The organism is Thiococcus pfennigii, from assembly GCF_016583835.1.
In the GTDB taxonomy this organism is placed as follows: Bacteria; Pseudomonadota; Gammaproteobacteria; order Chromatiales; family Chromatiaceae; genus Thiococcus; species Thiococcus pfennigii.
Map to the genome: position 1 here is coordinate 1 of NZ_NRRW01000067.1, position 17,892 is coordinate 17,892.

Consider the following 17,892-nt stretch of genomic DNA (forward strand, 5'->3'; position numbering starts at 1 on the left):
GCCTGGCGGCGCGCCCGCTCAGCGGCCGCGAGGTCCTTTTCCGCGGCCGCGACGCGGCGCGCGGCCGCGTCCATCGCCTGGTCCGCGCCCGCGGCGGCCTGCTCGTTCAGGCGGCGCTCGGCCTGGAGTCGATCGAGGAGCGTGATCGAATAGGGGGGCTCGCCGAGTTCGGTGTCCTCGAAGGTGGCGCGTTGCGCTTGCTGCTCGGCGAGCGCTGCGTCGATCTCGGCGACGCGCCCGGCGAGGGCGGCCTCGCGCTGAAGGGCGAGACGCAGGTCCGCGAGCGGGGCCAGGCGCGGGTCCGGGACGGCGTCGTCCTTTGGTGCATCGACCGCCTCCGCGAGTTCCGCGAGGCGTCGCTCCACGGCCTCGATCGCTGCGTCGAAGTCCGCCGCCGACGTCAGGGTCCGCGGGAAGTCGGCGAGCCCGACGGCCGCCAGGTCGAATGGCGGCGCGTCCGCCTCGCTCGGTGCCTCGGCCTCGGGGGCGGCGGTCTCGGTCGTGGTCGCGGCGTCCGCCGGGGGCTGGGCGGGGTCTGCATCGTCTGCCGCTGCATGGAGGGCTGAGGAGGCCAGGAGGGCGAGGATGAGGAGGGTCGAGCGCATCGTCATCGTTCGGTTCCTGTGTTGGCGGTGGGTGGGGTGGTCGGTCCGTGTGCGCCGCGCGCCGGGTCGCGCGCGACCCGACTCAGGGGGTACGGCCGGCGGCGGAGCGCCGGCGGAGCGGCGGGGTCAGGCCGGGGGCTGGCCCGCGCCGCCGCGGGCCTCGAGGTCCTCCCAGCGCCGATAGGCCTCGGCGAGCTCGGCCTCGATCTCGGCGAGCCGCGCCTGGAGTGCGGTCACGGCCTCGCCGCCCTGCTGGTAGAGGTCCGGTTCGCCGAGGCGGGCGTGCAGGGTCCCCTGCTCGGTCTCGAGGGCCTCGATCCGCGCCGGCAGGGCCTCGAGCTCGCGGCTCTCCTTGTAGCTCAGTCGTTTCGTGGCCCGTGCCGGGGTGCGTTTGGGTTCGGCCTTCGGCCGCGCGGCCGGCGCCGTCTCGCCCGGCGCCGCCGCGGCCTCGGGCCGCTGGCGCAGCCAGTCGGAATAGCCGCCGACGTACTCGACGACGCGCCCGCCGCCCTCGAGGACCAGCGTGCTGGTGACCAGGTTGTCGAGCAGGGCGCGGTCGTGGCTGACGAGCAGCAGGGTCCCCTGGAACTCGGCGAGCAGCTCTTCGAGGAGTTCCAGCGTCTCGGCGTCGAGATCGTTGGTCGGCTCGTCCATCACGAGCAGGTTGGCCGGCTGGGCGAAGAGCTTGGCGAGCAGCAGGCGGTTGCGCTCGCCGCCGGAGAGGGCCTTCACCGGCTGGCGGGCGCGCTCCGGGGTGAACAGGAAGTCCTTGAGATACGACAGGATGTGGCGGCCCTGGCCGTCGATCGTCACCCGGTCGCTGCCGCCGGCGACATTGTCCAGCACGCTCAGCGATTCGTCGAGCTGGGCGCGGCGCTGGTCGAAGTAGGCCACCTGGAGATTGGTGCCGCGGCGGATCTGACCGGTGTCCGGGGCGAGTTCGCCGAGCAGCAGCCGCAGCAGCGTGCTCTTGCCGGCGCCGTTGGGGCCGATGATGCCGACCCGGTCGCCGCGCAGGATCAGGGTGTCGAGGTCGCGGATCACGGGTTGTTCGCCCCAGGCGAAGCCCACGCCCTCGGCCTCGACGACGAGCCGGCCGCTGCGCTGCGCCTCGCCGAGGCGCAGCCGGGCCTGGCCGAGCTGCTCGCGCCGTTCCTGGCGTTCGCGGCGCATCGCCTCCAGCGCCCGCACCCGCCCCTCGTTGCGGGTGCGCCGTGCCTTGATCCCCTGGCGGATCCAGACCTCCTCCTCGGACAGGCGCCGGTCGAAGCGGGCGTTGGCGAGGGCCTCGGCGTGGGCGCGCTCCTCGCGGCGGCGCAGGTAGTTGTCGTAGTCGCCGGGCCAATCGGTCAGGCGGCCGCGATCGAGCTCCAGGATGCGGGTCGCGAGGCGGCGCAGGAAGACCCGGTCGTGGGTGATGAAGAGGAGCGAACCCGGAAAGGTCAGGAGGAACTCCTCGAGCCAGTCGATGGCGGCGATGTCGAGGTGGTTGGTCGGTTCGTCGAGCAGCAGCAGGTCGGGCGCCCGCACCAGCGCCTGGGCCAGCAAGACGCGTCGCTGCAGACCGCCGGAGAGGGCCGAGAAGGGGGTCTCCGCGTCGAGCCCGAGCTGGGAGATGACGCGCTCGGTGCGCTGCTCGATGGCCCAGCCGTCGCCGGCCTCCAGGGCCTGCTGCACCTCGGCGAGGCGCGCGAGGCCCGACTCGCCGTCGGCGAGGCGATGGCTCAGATGGAAATACTCGCTGACCAGTGCCCCGAGCTCGCCGAGCCCGGCCGCGACGACATCGAACACGCGCCGATCCTCGCCGCGCGGCAGTTCCTGGACGAGGCGGGCGATCGTCACCCCGGACGGGCGCCGGACCTCGCCGCCGTCGGGCTGCACCTCGCCGGTGATGACCTTGAGCAGCGTCGACTTGCCGACCCCGTTGCGCCCGATCAGGCAGATGCGCTCGCCCGGTTCGATGGTCAGGTCGACGTCCTCCAGCAGCGGCGGCGAGCCATAGGACAGGGCGACGGATTGCAGGCTGATCAGGGGCATGGGGCGGGATTTCCTAGGATGTTTCTGCTGGGGGTGGTCTTGCCGGGGGCTGCCGCGGGCGGCCGGGCGAAGCCGCGGACATGGCTTCGGTTGCGTCCCGGGACCCGTATCGACAGTGTGCGACGGTTCACCGATCTCGCGCGTGACCCCGGCGCAGACCGGGTCGCCTCGTCCCGTGTCGCCGCCCTCCGGCCTCCGCGAGCTCGCCTCCGATGCCGGTCGGTCGACCGACGGGTGCCCGGCAACCCGATGCTGGCGGGCGCACCGTGCGGTCTTGCCCGCCGCGGTCCTGTCGCGTCAGGATAAAGGCAGGTCGCGGCCCATGCCAGTTCGCATAGAGTGGACGCCTGGGGCACGGCGGGCTTTTCTGTCGTCGCTCGGTCGCCGGTCGTGGCACGGTCCTGCGCGATCGAGGTGCCGCGTGCATCGGGCGTCGTAGCGGCCTTCACCGAGCGGGCGATCAGGACTCGCGCAAGGCCTCTTTAGGGGACCTTGCATTTTTCAAGATGCCCTACGGTTTCAACGACTTCAATCCATGATCGAGAGCAGGCGGTCGGCTGTCGTTCTTGGGTTCAAGGGGCCTTCGCCTCGCTGTCGCGCGGAATTGCGAACAGAGCGAGATTTCGACTGCGACGTCGGCCCCGCCAGGTTCCCGTTGCGCCAGTTTGGCGCTAGGTTACTGTCAAAGAGGCCGTTGCATCTGCCGGGGTATCGCTCCCCGGCATGCTAGCGGCTCGGAGACCCGGCGAGGTCCTGCCCGGTCCCGTGTCGCTCGATCGGTTAAGAGAACGGGCGTCCTGGCACCGGGCGGGGCCCGAACCTACTTAACATCGGCTGTTCTAAAGGGATATGAAGCGCTGGGGAAGCGAAGCCCCTCTGTTCGCGTGCACGACACGATGCCTTGGGCCTTCGATCGCGGTGCCCCTTCTACAAAGGTCTTGCATGACAATTCTCGCACTTCAAGCTGGCGTCTACACGAAAACACTGCGCGAGGTCTGGTCGCTGTGGGGGCCCAGTCGGGCGCTGCTGCGCTGGGGGCTGGGGCGGCCCCTAGTGGCCGGCCTCACGCATGCGAGCCTCTGGCTCGACCGCCATCTCTACCCCGGATTCCGGCGCCAGGCGATCGAGGCGCCGATCTTCATCGTCGGTCACCCGAGGTCGGGCACCACGTTGGCCCACCGCTTGTTGGGCGAGACCAGGCGGTTTGCGACCTTCGAGCTCTGGCAGTTGATGATCCCCTCGCTGGTCGGTCGCCGGCTCGCGGCGCCGCTGATCCGGCGAGCGACACGCGGCCGGGATCTGGAGTTGCACCCGAGCGAGGTCGGTCATCGGGTCGCGCTGCGCGCGATCGAAGAGGAGGAAGCCCTCTTCTATCACCTCTTCGCCGGCGCCTTCACGCTGTCGACGACCCCGCTCGCGTTCGCCGATGAGGATCAGGCCTGGCTGCTCGAGGAGGAGCGACAGCCGCCGCCAATGCGCCGGGCGCTGATGGCGTTCTTCCGGGGATGCCTGCAACGCCAGCTCCTCTACACGGGGAGGTCGAGGGTCCTGGCCAAGATGCCCCAGTCGGTCTTTCGCGTGCGGTCCTTGTTGGAGGACTTCCCGGACGCGCGGTTCGTCTATCTGGTCCGTTCTCCGTTCGAGACCATCCCGTCGCTGATCTCGCTGCAACTGTCGATCCTGCGGCGCAACTTCGATATCGAGGCCGTCGAGCGGGTCAGGCCGGGCTGGCTGGAACGGCACGTCGAGCGACAGTACCAGCGCAGTGTCCGGCTCTATCGCTACATGGAGGAGTTGCTCGAGCAGGGGGTGCTCGGGCCGGATCGGCTCATGACGGTGCGCTATCCGTCCTTGAAGGCCGATCTGCACGGGACCCTGGAACGGATCCTGGCCTTCGCTGGCACCCCCCTCGATGGGGAGGAGGAGACGCGCTTCGCGCACGCCGTGCAGCAGGAGACCGACTACCGGCCCGCCCACATCAATCGGGCCGCGGTGGAACTCGGCCTCAGTCCGGCGCGGATCGCGCAGGACCTCGGGTTCGTCTGCGAACGGCATGGGTTCCCGATGCCCCATCCCATCGCCCGTGTGGCCGACAGTGCGGACGCTGGGGCGGTGCGCGTCGCGGCCGGGGCGCGCTGAACGAGGCCCCTCGCCGGGTCATCAGGGCACTTTGAAAGATTGCCCGGATCGCAATTTTTCAAGGTGCCGATCAGGGGGCCGTGTCCCGGCCGAGTGATCGCGGAGGCGGCCGCGCCAGGTTCGGGAGTGCTGCAATGAGACAGCCAGAGGTCTTCACTGCGATCCGGCGCTGCGCTTGGCTCCTGGTGGCGCTGCTCGTGTCCTGGGGCACGGCGGGGGCCGCGGCCGTCGAGCGCGGCGCGGTCGCGAGCGCGTCACCGGCGGCGACCGCGGTCGGCCTCGCGATCCTGCGCGATGGCGGCAATGCCGCCGATGCGGCGGTGGCCATGGCCCTCGCGCTGGCCGTCGTCATGCCGCAGGCGGGCAACCTCGGCGGTGGCGGCTTCGCCGTGACCCGCTTCGCGAGCGAGGTGCGCACGCTCGATTTCCGCGAGACCGCGCCAGCCGCGGCCACGCGCGATATGTACCTCGATGGGCAGGGCGAGCCGCGGCCCGGCGCCTCGCTGGTGGGGCCGCTGGCGGCCGGCGTGCCGGGCTCTCCGGCGGGCCTGCACGCATTGCACGAGGCCCTCGGTCGGCGGCCCTGGGCCGCCGTCGTCGCCCCGGCGATCGCGCTGGCGCGGGACGGGTTCACCGTCGATGCGCGGTTGGCGCAGGACATCGGCCGGGCCGCCGATCTGCTCGGGCGGTTCCCGGAGACGGCCGCGCTCTGGTTGCCCGACGGCCGTCCGCCCGCGGTGGGCACCCGGATGCGCCTGCCGGCCCTGGCCGCGACCCTCGCGGCCTATGCGGCGCAGGGGCCCGCGGCGATCACCGCCGGGCCGATCGCTGCGGCGATCGAGCGGGCCGCGCAGCGCCACGGCGGGGTCCTGCGGGCGAGCGATCTGGCCGCCTACCGGCCGGTCTGGCGCGCGCCGGTGCGCTTCGCGGCGTTTGGCTGGGAGGTCGCCTCGATGCCGCTGCCGTCCTCGGGCGGCATCATCCTCGGGCAGACCTGCGGGCTGCTCGGGCGCCGCAGTTGGGCGACGCATCCGATCGGTGGCGTCGAACGTCGCCACCTCCTCGTCGAGGCCTGGCGGCGCGCCTTCGCCGACCGCGTCCTGCTCGGGGATCCGGCGACGACGGGCGCCGATGCCGCGGACCTGCTCGCCGAGGGGTGGCTCGCGCGGCGTGCCGCCGAGATCGACCCGGTCCGCGCGACCCCGTCGGCCGAGGTCGCCACCTGGTCGCCGGCGGCCGCCGCCGAGTCGCGCGAGACGACGCACCTCTCGGTCATCGACGGCGACGGCCACGCGGTCGCGCTGACGACGACCCTGAATGGTTCGTTCGGCTGCGGGCTCGCGGTGCCCGAGGCCGGCTTTCTGCTCAACAACGAGATGGACGACTTCGCGACCGCGCCGGGGCGCCCGAACCTCTACGGCCTGATCCAGGGCGAGGCCAACGCGGTCGGACCGGGCAAGCGGATGCTCTCGTCGATGTCGCCGACGATCGCCTGGCGTGGCGAGGAGGTCATCGCCGTCGGCTCGCCCGGCGGATCGCGGATCCCGACCGCGACCCTCCAGGTCCTGCTCGCCCTGATCGTCGACGGGGCGACGCCCGCCGAGGCCGTCGCGCGCCCGCGCGTCCACCACCAGTGGCGGCCCGACGTCCTCTATGCCGAGCCCGAGGCCCTCTCGCCGGCGGTGGCCGAGGGGCTCGCGCGGCGCGGCCATGCGATCCAGCCGGTCGATTCGCTCGGCGAGGTCCAACTGGTGCGCCGCCTGGCCGACGGGACGCTGGAGGCGGCGGCCGACCCGCGCCACCCTGGGGCCGCCGAGATCCTGCAGGCGGGCGGCGGGCGGTAGGGCGCGTGCCCTGCGCGCGCCCAGGGCCGCCGAGGGCTGAAGCGCGGGCGCCGTTCCGCGTACAATAGGGCGTTTTTGCCGACCCCGATCCGAGCCGCCATGAGCCAGCTGGAAGAGCAACTGCGCAAGCGCCGCACCTTCGCGATCATCTCCCACCCCGACGCGGGCAAGACGACGCTGACCGAGAAGCTCCTGCTCTTCGGCGGGGCGATCCAGATGGCCGGCACCGTCAAGGGCCGCAAGGCGGCGCGCCATGCGACCTCGGACTGGATGGAGCTGGAGAAGCAGCGCGGCATCTCGGTGACCTCCTCGGTGATGCAGTTCCCGTACGGCGAGGCGATCGTCAATCTGCTGGACACCCCCGGGCACGAGGACTTCTCCGAGGACACCTACCGCACGCTCACCGCGGTCGACTCGGCGCTGATGGTCATCGACGCGGCCAAGGGCGTCGAGGAGCGCACGATCAAGCTGATGGACGTCTGCCGACTGCGCGACACGCCGATCCTGACCTTCGTCAACAAGCTCGACCGCGAGGGCCGCGACGCGATCGAGATCCTGGACGAGATCGAGCAGGTGCTGAAGATCCAGTGTGCGCCGGCGACCTGGCCGATCGGTATGGGCAAGCGCTTCAAGGGCGTCTACGACCTGCGCACCGACAAGACCCACCTCTTCAGCGCCCAGCACGGCGGTCGCATCCAGAGCGGCGAGGTGATCGCCGGGCTCGACAACCCGCGCCTCGACGAGCTGCTCGGCGATCAGGCCGAGGAGTTGCGTGCCGAGCTGGAGCTGGTCCAGGGGGCGAGCCATCCGCTCGACCTCGAGGCCTACCGCGCCGGGCGCCAGACGCCGGTCTTCTTCGGCTCGGCGATCAACAACTTCGGGGTCAAGGAGCTGCTCGACGCCTTCGTCGACTATGCCCCGCCGCCGCGCCCGCGCGAGACCCGCCAGCGGGTCGTCTCCCCGGGCGAGGCGCGCTTCAGCGGCTTCGTCTTCAAGATCCAGGCGAACATGGATCCGGCCCATCGCGACCGGGTCGCCTTCCTGCGGGTCTGTTCCGGCACCTACACCAAGGGCATGAAGATGCGTCACGTGCGCCTCGGCAAGACGGTGCAGGTGGCCAACGCGATCACCTTCCAGGCCGACGAACGGCGCCATGTCGAGGAGGCCTGGCCGGGCGACATCATCGGCCTGCACAACCACGGCACCATCCAGATCGGCGACACCTTCACCGAGGGCGAGGAATTCAAGTACGAGGGGATCCCCTATTTCGCGCCGGAACTCTTCCGCCGCATCGTGCTGAAGGACCCGTTGCGGATGAAGGCGCTGCAGAAGGGCGTCTTGCAGCTGAGCGAGGAGGGGGCGACCCAGGTCTTCCGGCCGCTGAAGAACAACGATCTGATCCTGGGGGCCGTCGGGGTCTTGCAGTTCGACGTGGCCGCCTACCGGCTGAAGGACGAGTACGGCGTCGAGGCGATCGTCGAGGCGGTCGGTGTGTACACGGCGCGTTGGGTCGTCTGCGACGACGACAAGCTGCTCGCCCGATTCAAGGAGAAGGCCTACGAGCACCTGGCCCTCGACGGCGACGACCAGCTCGTCTACCTCGCCCCGACCCGCGTCAACCTGAGCCTGACCGAGGAGCGCTGGCCCGAGATCCGCTTCCTCGCGACCCGCGAGCTTTGATCCGCCGGCACCGACCGGCGATCGGGTCCGTGCCCCCGGCCGCGGATTGTATTCCCACCGGGGAAGGCCATACTTCACTTCGACACGGGGTCGAGTCTGTCCCGGACGGCCGTCCGCGGGGTGGCCTTTCGAGGCCGCTGCCGATCCCGATCACCACGGAGAGCAGCCATGTTCCTGAAGCAAGCCAACAACGACAAGCTCGTCGAGGTCCTCAGTCTGCGCGATCTGTTCAATCCGCTGCTGCCGACCATCGTCGGCCGTTACCATGCCGGTGAGGAGATGCAGGAGGCCGAGACCTTCGCGAAGGGCGATCTGGTCTTCCAGTCGGGCGAATCGCTGCCCAGGTGCTGGACCGACGTCCACTACCGCGACGCCGAGATACACCCGCATCCATGACGCACCGCTCGGGGTGGATGGTCGGACCGACCGCCGCCCCCGGCGGGGCCGCCCAACGCCGATGCCTCTTCCGGTCGGCGGCGTGCAACGTGGCGAAGCGCGAGGAGCACGGGCCGGGCACGGCCTGAGCCTGGCTCAGAACCTGGGTGAACCGGGATGCGCCGGCAAAGAAGAAGGGGCGCCATGTAGGCGCCCCTTCGTTCGTCGAGCCGGGGCTCAGGCGATTGCCGGAAACGAACCCACCGGATGACGCCGGACGTTCGTTCGTCTTCAAGGAGCGAGCGCAGGAGCCTACCCCAGCGATGTGAGTGCGCTCGCGACACGGAAGGCGGGCGAAAAGACAAGCCAGACGGTAGGTTCGTTGACAGAAATCGCCTCAGTTGCGGTCGAGCGGGCGAAAGGCCGGGTTCCCCGGCCAGCCCGAGGGGAAGTCCTCGCGGGGTGGCGGCGGAAACGATGATTGTGGGCCGGGTCGATTGGCCTCGAGTGCCTCGATGCGACGCCTCAGCGTCTCGATCTCGCGCGCCTGATCGGCCGCGCCGGACGTCGGGGCCGTGGCCCCGGCGGCGGGGGGCGGCGGGGTGCCCGGCCTGCCGCCCGGGATCCCCTGATAACCGGGTGCGCCGTAGTAGCCCGGCGCCCCGTAACCGGGCGCTCCATAGTAGCCCGGCGCAGCATAGGGCGCGCCATAGCCGGGTCCGTACCCGGGGCCCTGGCCGGGTGCGCCATAGCCGTAGGGCGGCGGGCCGCCGTAGTAGTCGTCGTCGTAGTCGTCGCCGAACCAACGGCTCGGATTCATCGCGTCGAAGAAGGCCTGGCTGAGCGGGGCATAGGTCGAGATGACACAGATCAGCGCGGCGCTTGCCAGCCTGGGGCCGGCCCCGGATCGTTGCGAAGACATGGTTGTCGCTCCTCCCTCGTCTTGGTGGACAGCGGGCAGGCGGCCCGTTGCCGCCTGTCCGACCTTTTTTATCGTTGCTCGGTGCCTGCGCCGGGCGGCCTCCCCGGTCAGTCGTGGTGGTGGTGACCACCGGCCTGATGGCGATGGTGTCCGCCACCGGCGTGGTCGTGATCATGGTCCGGGCGATGAACGACGCCCCCGCTCCGGGTGCCCTCGGCCTGGACCATCGGGCGTCGGGTGTGCCCGGCGGCGGTGCGGGCCCGTTGGGCGGCGAGTTCCTCGCGCAGCCAGCCGAACCAGGGGGCGAGGCTCGCCGGGTCGCGGGTGCTCACCGTCGTGAACGGGGCGTCGCTCGCGAGCCGGCGCAGGTGTTCCTCGGCGCGTGCCGGTGCGAACTCCGGCAGGACCCCGAGCAGGTCGCCCTTGGTGCAGAGCACCAGGTCGGCGGCGCGGAACATCACCGGGTACTTGGCCGGCTTGTCGTCGCCCTCGGGCACCGAGAGCAGCGTGACGTTGTGGTGATGGCCGAGGTCGAAGCTGGCCGGGCAGACGAGGTTGCCGACGTTCTCGATGAACAAGAGGTCGACGCCGTCGAGCGTCAGTTGGTGCAGCGCGTCATGGACCATGTGGGCATCGAGATGACAGGCGCTGCCGGTCGCGATCTGGATCGCCGGGACCCCCTTGGCGCGAATGCGCTCGGCGTCGTTCTCGGTCTCCAGGTCGCCCTCGATGACGGCGATGCCGAACTCGCCGCCGAGCGCCTCGATCGTCGCCTCCAGCAGGCTCGTCTTGCCGGCCCCGGGCGAGGACATCAGATTGATCGCCAGCACACCGTGGCGATCCAGGTGCTCGCGATTGTGGGCGGCCTGGTGGTCGTTCTCGCCCAGCAGGCTCGCCAGTACGGTCACCGCCGCCCGGCCATCCTCGGTGTGGGCGTGCGGACCGCCGGCGCGCACCAGGTGCTCGTTGCCGGGGGTGATGTTGCAGCCGCAGGTGTCGCACATGCAGGGGTGCTCCGGTCAGGATTCAGGGGGCGTGCCGCCGGGGCCTGGGCTCAGTCGCCGGGCAGCGTCAGCTCCAGATTGGCGAGCAGCATCTCGGTGCCGCTCAAGACCTTCGTATGATAGCCGCCGCAGGCGCCGCAGAGGAGCCGGTTCGGCCGCGCGTCGGTCTCCTGGCCGCAGTCGTTGCAGCGCACCCGCACCGGCGTCGTCTCGATGACGAGCTCGGCGTCCGCGGCGAGCGTGCCGACAGCGACCATCGGGTAGGCGCTCTCGATCAGCGATGGCTCGACGCCGGACAGCGGGCCGATCCGTAGCAGGATGCGGTCGACGCGGGTTGCGCCATGTTCTCGGGCGACCTGCTGGACCTGCTCGATCAGCGCCAGGCAGATGGAGAGTTCGTGCATCGGATCTCGGGCCTCTCGGTGCGGGTGTCGACCTGTGAGCCGGCGACAGGCGGCAGATTGGGGCGGCGCGCCGCTGCGGCAAGCGGCGCGGACCCCTCGCCACGCACGCCTCAGCTCTCCAGATAGGTGTAGCCGAACAGGCCGGCCTTGAGCTCGACGTAGTACTGCTCGCGGGTCGGGCGGTCGAGGCCGGCGGCGTCGAGCTTGCGGCGGTAGTGGGCGAGCAGGGCGCGTGGCTCGAAATGGACGTAGCTCAGCAGCTCGTCGGCCGAGTCGCCGCGCTCGGGCTCGAGCAGCCGGTAGCCGGCCGGGTCGTTCGGATCGAGCTCCAGGTTGACCGCGTCCGTGTCGCCGAACAGGTTGTGGATGTCGCCGAGGATCTCCTGATAGGCGCCGACGAGGAAGAAACCGAGCAGGTAGGGTCCCTCGCCGGCGCGGGGCGCGTGCACCGGCAGGCTCGCCTCGACGCCGTCCTGGTCGACGTACTGGGCGATGCAGCCGTCGGAGTCGCAGGTCAGGTCGTTGACGACGGCGCGCGCGGTGGGCGTCTCGTCGAGGCGCTGCAACGGTACGATCGGAAAGATCTGGTCGATCGCCCAGACGTCGGGCAGCGACTGGAAGAGGGAGAAGTTGCAGAACAGCCGGTCGGCGAGGAGGGCGTTGATGCGGTCCCAGAGCTCGCGCTGACGGCGGCTGTTCGGGCGCAGCCGCGCCTGGAGCGCCCGGCACAGGGCGTAGAAGAGCTCCTCGGCGCGGGCCCGCGCCGGCAGATCGAGCTCGCCCGCTTCGAAGGCCGCGCGGACGGCCCCGAGCAGCTCGCGGCCGCGCTCGAAGGCCTCCAGCGGCGGTTCCTCGGCGAGCCCCTCGAGGAGCCGGGCTAGGGCGTCGAGGCGCGGGTCGCCCTCGTCGGGGCGCGCCGCGACGTCGCGCCCGCCGGCCTCCTCGCGGTCGATGACGTCGGTGATCAGCACCGCGTGGTGGGCGCTCAGCGCGCGGCCGGACTCGGTGACCAGGTTCGGGTGCGGCAGGTCGGCGGCGCGGCAGGCCTCGGCGAGCGTCGTGACGATCGCCTCGGCATAGCCGTCGGGCGAATAGTTGACCGAGCAGTAGGCGCGCGAGCGGGTGCCCTCGTAGTCGACGCCGAGCCCGCCGCCGACGTCGAGCGTATCGATCGGCGCCCCGAGCCGGCGCAGCTCCGCGTAGAAGCGCGCCAGCTCGCGCACGCCGTCACGGATGTCTTGCAGGTTCGGGATCTGGGAACCGAGATGGGCGTGCAGCAGGCGCAGCCAGTCGAGGCAGCCGGCGTCGCGCAACTGCGCGACGAGCCTCAGGACCTGCGATGCCGAGAGCCCGAACTTGGCCTTCTCGCCGCCGCTGTTCTGCCAGTTGCCGGCGGCCGCCGCGGCGAGGCGCAGGCGCACGCCGAGGCGCGGCTCGATCGCCAGGCGGCGCGCCTCCTCGAGGATCAGGGCCACCTCGGAGGGCTTCTCGATGACCAGGTGCACGCGCAGCCCGAGGCGCTGGCCGATCAGGGCCAGGCGGACGTACTCGCGGTCCTTGTAGCCGTTGCAGACGATCAGCCCGCCCGGGCGCGACAGGGCGAGGACGGCCATCAGCTCCGGTTTGCTGCCGGCCTCCAGTCCGGTCAGCCCCTCGGCGAGGATCTGGTGCACGACGCTGCGCTGCTGGTTGACCTTGATCGGGTAGCAGGGTTCATAGCGCCCCGTGTAGTCGGCCGCCTCGCGCGCCCGGGCGAAGGCGGCGTGCAGGCGGCGCACGCGGTGGCGCAGGATGTCGTTGAAGCGCACCAGTACCGGCAGCGACAGGCCCTCGGCGCGCAGCCGCGCCGTCGCCTCGACGAGATCGATCTCGCCCGGAGGTCCGCCGGGCGGCCCCCCGGGGCGCGTCGGGGCCTGCTCCGGGGCCGGTTCCGGGTTGGGGCGCACCGCGAGGTGGCCGCGCGCGTTGACGCGGAAGTAGCCCTCGCCCCAGCGTCGTATCGAGTAGATCTGTTCGCAGTCGGTTGATGTCGGCTCCACGGGGACGGCTCCAAGGCGGAAACGGGCGACCATCTTAAGGCCCGCAGCGCGCGCGATGCACGGGCGATGGGGTCTGCTCGGTGCCGCGCGCGATCGGCCGTTGGCCCCGTGGCGGGTGCGTGCATGGCGCGGGGTGGGAAAGCGGGGTGCGACGGGCATTCTACGGCGCCGGCATGACGGTGACGGCCGCCCGTCATCGCGGCCGTCCATCGCGCAGGCCTGAAGCCCGATGGGCCGTCCGGGCGCCGTCTGGGGGGCCATCCGGGGGTGATGCCGACGCGTTGCGTCTGTGGGAAGATGGTGCATCGCCATCTTCCCCATCCGCTCGCGGGGGATGGCCGATCGGGGGGCGGCCGCGTCGAGGTTGGCCTGACGCCCCGCAGGTGACCGCCGTGACGAGCCCAGGAGTCGCACCATGCCGATGCCAGCCGCCCAGGGGCGGTTCGATTTCCTCAATCCCCACGGGGAGCGCCTGGCCGGGCTGCTCGAGGGCCCGGTCGAGCCGCGCGCGCTGGCCCTCTTTGCCCACTGCTTCACCTGCTCGAAGACCATCGGTGCCGCGACCCGCATCGCCCGCGCGCTGGCGGCCCGCGACATCGCCGTATTGCGCTTCGACTTCACCGGGCTCGGCAACAGCGAGGGGGACTTCGAGAACACCAACTTCTCCTCCAACGTCGCCGATCTGGTCGCGGCCGCCGACCACCTGCGCCGCCAGGGGCGGGCGCCGGACCTGCTGATCGGCCACAGCCTGGGCGGGGCGGCGGTCATCGCTGCGGCCAAGGCGATCCCCGAATGCCGTGGGGTGGTCACGATCGCCGCGCCGAGCGACCCGGGCCACGTCAGGCACCTGTTCCAGGAGAGCCTGGAGACCATCATCGAGGACGGCGAGGCGCTCGTCGACCTGGCCGGCCGGCGCTTCACGATCACGCGCCAGTTCATCGACGACATCGCCGAGAAGAACCTGCGCGAGGACCTGCGCACGCTGCGCCGCCCGCTGCTGATCTTCCACTCGCCGGTCGACGAGATCGTCTCGATCGAGCATGCCAGGCACATCTACGACGCGGCTCGCCACCCGAAGAGCTTCATCTCGCTGTGTCAAGCCGACCATCTGATCACCAACCCGGCCGATTCGGACTATGTCGCCGAGGTCATCGCCGCCTGGGCCAGCCGCTATATCGCCGACGCCACCGAGTAGCCCCCATGAGAGCCTTGCCGATCCTGTTGCTGTTGTTGTGCTCGTTGCCGGCCTGGGCGCGGATCCCGGCGACCCAGGTCATGACCCTCTATGAGTTCAACGGCCCGAGCACGACCCCCTACTACGCGGTCGACTCCTTCGCGCGCCGCGGTCCCACGGAGCCGGCCGGCCGCCTCGCCCAGGGCTCGGCCGTGATCCCCTGCCTCGTGATTCGCGACGGGCAGGCGCTGACCGATAAGGGCGGTACCCCCTATGTCGGCTTCGAGGTCGTCATGGACGCCGCCGTGGCCACCCCGGCGGACGCCGAGCGCTTCCGGCGCGCCGTCGCGGCGCGCCGCGATCTCATGGTGGCCAATCACCACTGCGACGCCTCGGTACGCCATGTGATCGATGTGCGCAAGCTCTACGCCCTCGGCAAGGCCCCGTTCTTCGTCTCGCCCGGTGCGACCGACCGCGACCCGGCGATGCCGGTCCAGGGCGAATTGGACCGGATCGTGCGCACCTTCCACCAGTCTCGGCACTGCGAGGGGGTCAACCGCCGCCTCATGGGGCGCCGCGCGGCCCTCGAGCGGGCCTGGGATGCCTTCGAGGCCGCGCAGCGCGGGCGCTGGTCGCGCGACAGCCTGACGCGCGCCCGGCAGCTCGACTATGCGATGCGCACGGCCCTCTTCGAGGGCCACCTGGACCGGGGTTGCAGCGCCTACGGCGCCTGCGAGCGCAATGTCGTCGTCCTCTCGATCCGCAACCGCGCCCGTGGCGCCTGCCTCGCCCACCAGGCCTGCCGCCATCCGGGCGACTTCGAGGGTGTCGCCTCGGCCGTCTCCCAGTACAACATCTGGGACGAGTACCTGACCCAGGTCTCGGGGCTCACGACCTGCTTCCTGCGCGAGGACCTCGGTCGCGGCGCCGACCCGCGGGCCGACCTCTTCTGGCGGCTCCAGACCATGTACGCTCAGGGGGTCGGCGATGCCGAGCGCATCCTCTTCGGCAGCGACGAGGACCTGCGCCGGCTCTTCCCCGGCACCCCGTTCGCCGAGTTGACGAGCCTGCGCCACTACTATCACCCGCCGGCGATGGGCAAGTGCTTCCCAGACCACGACCGCGTCGAGTACATGAGCGGGGCCGTCGCCCGCAACGGCGGCGACTTCGCGCTGATCGCCAATACCCGCATCCAGGCCGGCAGCAAGGTCGGCGACGGCTACCGGTTCCGCGAGTTCCTCTTCGAACCGCAGGGCGAGCGCGATCGGGTGACGATCCGCGACAACTACCCGGGGTTCGTCGTCGACGGTCGCAAGGTCGCGCTGCGCGCGCCGAGCGGTTGCACCCCGTACGGCACGCCGCGCGGTTGCCGTTTCGGCGAGGTCGGCCGCTATCGGCGCACGCCGAGTTGGCTCGCCGCCGGCGAGCCGCTCACGCTGACCTGCCGCATCGCCGATCGCGGCGCCGACTGCCGCGGCGCGGGACGCACGGTCGAGGTCCGGGTCGGTGGGGTCTGCGACGTCGAGATGCAGCCGGTCGCCGGGGTCCATTAGGAACGATGCAGACACAACCGACACGAGGGCGAGGACGACAAGAGACTACGAAATACGCGAAAGGCGCGAAAACAGGCAGATGCTCCTGGGTCTATTCAGCCTCCTTGCGTGTTTCGCGAGTTTCGGTGCGTCCAATGCGATGTGCCGATTGTTCTCGAATCGTCGCTGAGGCCCCACGGCGGCGGGGTGCGGCGTGCCAGCCGCACTCTGCGCCGCGCCGGCTGTCACAATTTCCAGCGATCGATCAGCCGTTTCCATCTCATGAGTCGTGACAGCAAAGACATCCAACCGAGTGCCAGCGACGCCGAGGTCGCGGCCTTCCTGCGCCAAGTCGCCGCCACCCCGGCGCGCCGCCCCGGCGGGCGCGGCCGCCTGATCTTCGCGATGGATGCGACCGCGAGCCGCGAACCGACCTGGGATCGGGCCTGCGAGATTCAGGCGGCGATGTTCGCCGAGACCCGCGACCTGGGCGGGCTCGAGGTCCAGCTCGCCTGGTATCGCGGCTTCCGCGAGTTCGAGGCCTCGCCCTGGTGCGCCGATGCGAGCGACCTGCTCGGGCGGATGACCCGGGTGACCTGTGCCGGCGGCCTCACCCAGGTCGCCCGCGTGCTGCGTCACGCCGAGGCCGAGGCGGGGCGCGACCGCGTCAACGCCCTGGTCTTCGTCGGTGACTGCATGGAGGAGTCGCGCGATGAGCTGGCCGAGATCGCCGGGCGGCTCGGCCTGCTCGGCGTCCCCGCCTTCTTCTTCCAGGAGGGGCGCGACCCGCTCGCCGAGCAGACCTTCCGCGAGTTGGCCCGCCTGAGTGGCGGGGCCTGGTGCCCGTTCGACAGCCGCAGCCCGGAGCTCCTGCGCGACCTGCTGAGCGCCGTGGCCGTCTTCGCGACCGGCGGGCGTCCGGCGCTCGAGGCCTTCGGTCGGCGCCGCGGCGGTGCGGTGCGGCAGCTGACCCACCAGCTCGGCAAGGGCTGAGGCCATGCTCGGGCGGCTCGTGATCCTGCTCCTGGTGTTCGGCGCCGTCCTCTGGGCGATGCGCTGGTTCACGCGCACGCCGCCGCAGCAGGTCGCCCGCGTCCTGCGCCGCGGGCTCCTGTGGGGGGCTATCGGGATCCTGGTCCTGGCCGCCGCCACCGGCCGCCTCAACCCGCTCTTCGCGCTGCTCGCGGCGGCGGTCCCGCTCGTCGCACGAGGGCTGGCCTTGTTGCGCCTAGTGCCGATGGTCCAGCAACTGCTCCGCGGGCTCGGTCTCTCCGCCGCGGGGACGGCCGCGGGGACAGGCGATGCGGCGGGTGCGGGCGAGCGCAGTTCGTCACTGCGCACCCGGTTCCTGGAGATGCGCCTCGATCACGCGAGCGGACGGATGGACGGGGTCGTGCGCGAGGGCGCCCTACGCGGTCGGCGGCTCTCCGAGCTGTCGCTGGAACAACTCCTCGACCTGCTCGACGAGTGCCGCGCGACCGATGCCCGCTCGGCGAACGTCTTGGAGACCTTCCTCGACCGCGAGCAGGGCGATGACTGGCGCGCGCGCGCTCAGGAACGCGGGGGGCGGTCGGCGGGCGGCGACCTCGGGCGGCTGAGCCACCAGGAGGCCTGCGAGATCCTCGGTGTCGCGGCCACCGCCGGTCCGGACGAGATCCGCGCCGCCCACCGCCGCCTGATGCAGAAGTACCACCCGGATCGCGGTGGCAGCGACTATCTGGCCGCGAAGATCAACGCCGCGAAGCGGCGGCTGCTCGAAGACTGACGTGCTAGGGAGCGGTTCAGGAGCGACCGACACGAGCGCGGCGAAGACAAGAAACTACGAAATACACGAAAGTCGCGAAAGCAGCGGGCAAGCCTTTGTTTAGTGAGCCTTTTAGCGTGTTTCGGTACGTGTTTTATCGTTCCAGGACAATGTACCTGTTGTCCTTGAATCGTCACTAGTAGTACGTCCTAGCAAAGAATTTACAATTAGAGCGATACTCACCATGTTTGCGCAGTCCACTACTCGGGAGGCAACCATGGCGAGGAAAACGGCTCGTGCGGCGCTGAACTTGTCCGATGAGCAGCGCCGCTCGTTGACGGAGCTGGCGCGCTCGCGCACCGCTGCGGTGCGCGAAGTCGAGCGCGCGCGCAT

Annotated in this window: 13 protein-coding genes and 1 pseudogene; 8 read left to right on the forward strand and 6 right to left on the reverse strand. The window is 70.9% G+C overall.

Annotated features, from left to right (window positions below):
• Positions 1–611, reverse strand: a pseudogene (locus tag CKO41_RS15950) (mechanosensitive ion channel domain-containing protein); the annotation flags it as partial.
• 120 nt (positions 612–731) lie between these two features.
• On the reverse strand, positions 732–2,642 hold the full coding sequence (locus CKO41_RS15955; RefSeq protein ID WP_200383013.1) for an ATP-binding cassette domain-containing protein: 1,911 nt from the start codon (positions 2,640–2,642) through the stop codon (positions 732–734).
• Between the two features lie 942 nt (positions 2,643–3,584).
• Between CKO41_RS15955 and CKO41_RS15960 the strand changes: the two genes are divergently transcribed.
• The 4 genes from CKO41_RS15960 (at position 3,585) to CKO41_RS15975 (ending at position 8,701) form a co-directional block, all read left to right on the forward strand.
• Positions 3,585–4,781, forward strand: coding sequence for a sulfotransferase family protein (locus tag CKO41_RS15960; RefSeq protein WP_200383014.1), 1,197 nt, complete (start codon positions 3,585–3,587; stop codon positions 4,779–4,781).
• A 134-nt stretch (positions 4,782–4,915) separates the two neighbouring features.
• On the forward strand, positions 4,916–6,625 hold the full coding sequence (gene ggt / locus CKO41_RS15965; protein WP_200383015.1) for a gamma-glutamyltransferase: 1,710 nt from the start codon (positions 4,916–4,918) through the stop codon (positions 6,623–6,625).
• 99 nt (positions 6,626–6,724) lie between these two features.
• Positions 6,725–8,305 carry a peptide chain release factor 3 gene (locus CKO41_RS15970; RefSeq protein WP_200255357.1) on the forward strand — a complete coding sequence of 527 codons (1,581 nt, stop codon included), beginning with the start codon at positions 6,725–6,727 and terminating at the stop codon, positions 8,303–8,305.
• A 168-nt stretch (positions 8,306–8,473) separates the two neighbouring features.
• Entirely contained in the window at positions 8,474–8,701 is a 228-nt protein-coding gene (locus tag CKO41_RS15975; protein WP_200383016.1) for an acetyltransferase, read from the forward strand.
• Between the two features lie 376 nt (positions 8,702–9,077).
• On the opposite strand, the gene CKO41_RS15980 is transcribed toward CKO41_RS15975, so the two are convergent.
• The 4 genes from CKO41_RS15980 to speA form a co-directional block, all read right to left on the reverse strand.
• Complete coding sequence (locus CKO41_RS15980) at positions 9,078–9,602, reverse strand: hypothetical protein (protein WP_200383017.1); 525 nt, start codon at positions 9,600–9,602, stop codon at positions 9,078–9,080.
• Positions 9,603–9,709: 107 nt separating this feature from the next.
• On the reverse strand, positions 9,710–10,606 hold the full coding sequence (hypB, locus tag CKO41_RS15985) for a hydrogenase nickel incorporation protein HypB (RefSeq protein WP_200383018.1): 897 nt from the start codon (positions 10,604–10,606) through the stop codon (positions 9,710–9,712).
• Positions 10,607–10,656: 50 nt separating this feature from the next.
• Positions 10,657–11,010, reverse strand: coding sequence for a hydrogenase maturation nickel metallochaperone HypA (gene hypA / locus CKO41_RS15990; RefSeq protein ID WP_200255304.1), 354 nt, complete (start codon positions 11,008–11,010; stop codon positions 10,657–10,659).
• A gap of 110 nt (positions 11,011–11,120) precedes the next feature.
• Positions 11,121–13,049 (reverse strand): biosynthetic arginine decarboxylase, encoded by a 1,929-nt coding sequence (gene speA, locus CKO41_RS15995; protein ID WP_338115603.1) that lies wholly within the window; start codon positions 13,047–13,049, stop codon positions 11,121–11,123.
• A 415-nt stretch (positions 13,050–13,464) separates the two neighbouring features.
• Between speA and CKO41_RS16000 the strand changes: the two genes are divergently transcribed.
• The 4 genes from CKO41_RS16000 (at position 13,465) to CKO41_RS16015 (ending at position 17,520) form a co-directional block, all read left to right on the forward strand.
• Positions 13,465–14,244 (forward strand): alpha/beta hydrolase family protein, encoded by a 780-nt coding sequence (locus CKO41_RS16000; protein WP_200255077.1) that lies wholly within the window; start codon positions 13,465–13,467, stop codon positions 14,242–14,244.
• 5 nt (positions 14,245–14,249) lie between these two features.
• Positions 14,250–15,776: a hypothetical protein gene (locus CKO41_RS16005; protein WP_200255075.1), complete on the forward strand. Its 1,527-nt coding sequence runs from the start codon at positions 14,250–14,252 to the stop codon at positions 15,774–15,776.
• Between the two features lie 261 nt (positions 15,777–16,037).
• Positions 16,038–16,748: a VWA domain-containing protein gene (locus tag CKO41_RS16010; protein ID WP_200255073.1), complete on the forward strand. Its 711-nt coding sequence runs from the start codon at positions 16,038–16,040 to the stop codon at positions 16,746–16,748.
• A 4-nt stretch (positions 16,749–16,752) separates the two neighbouring features.
• Positions 16,753–17,520 (forward strand): DnaJ domain-containing protein, encoded by a 768-nt coding sequence (locus tag CKO41_RS16015; RefSeq protein WP_200255071.1) that lies wholly within the window; start codon positions 16,753–16,755, stop codon positions 17,518–17,520.
• Positions 17,521–17,892 lie beyond the last annotated feature (372 nt).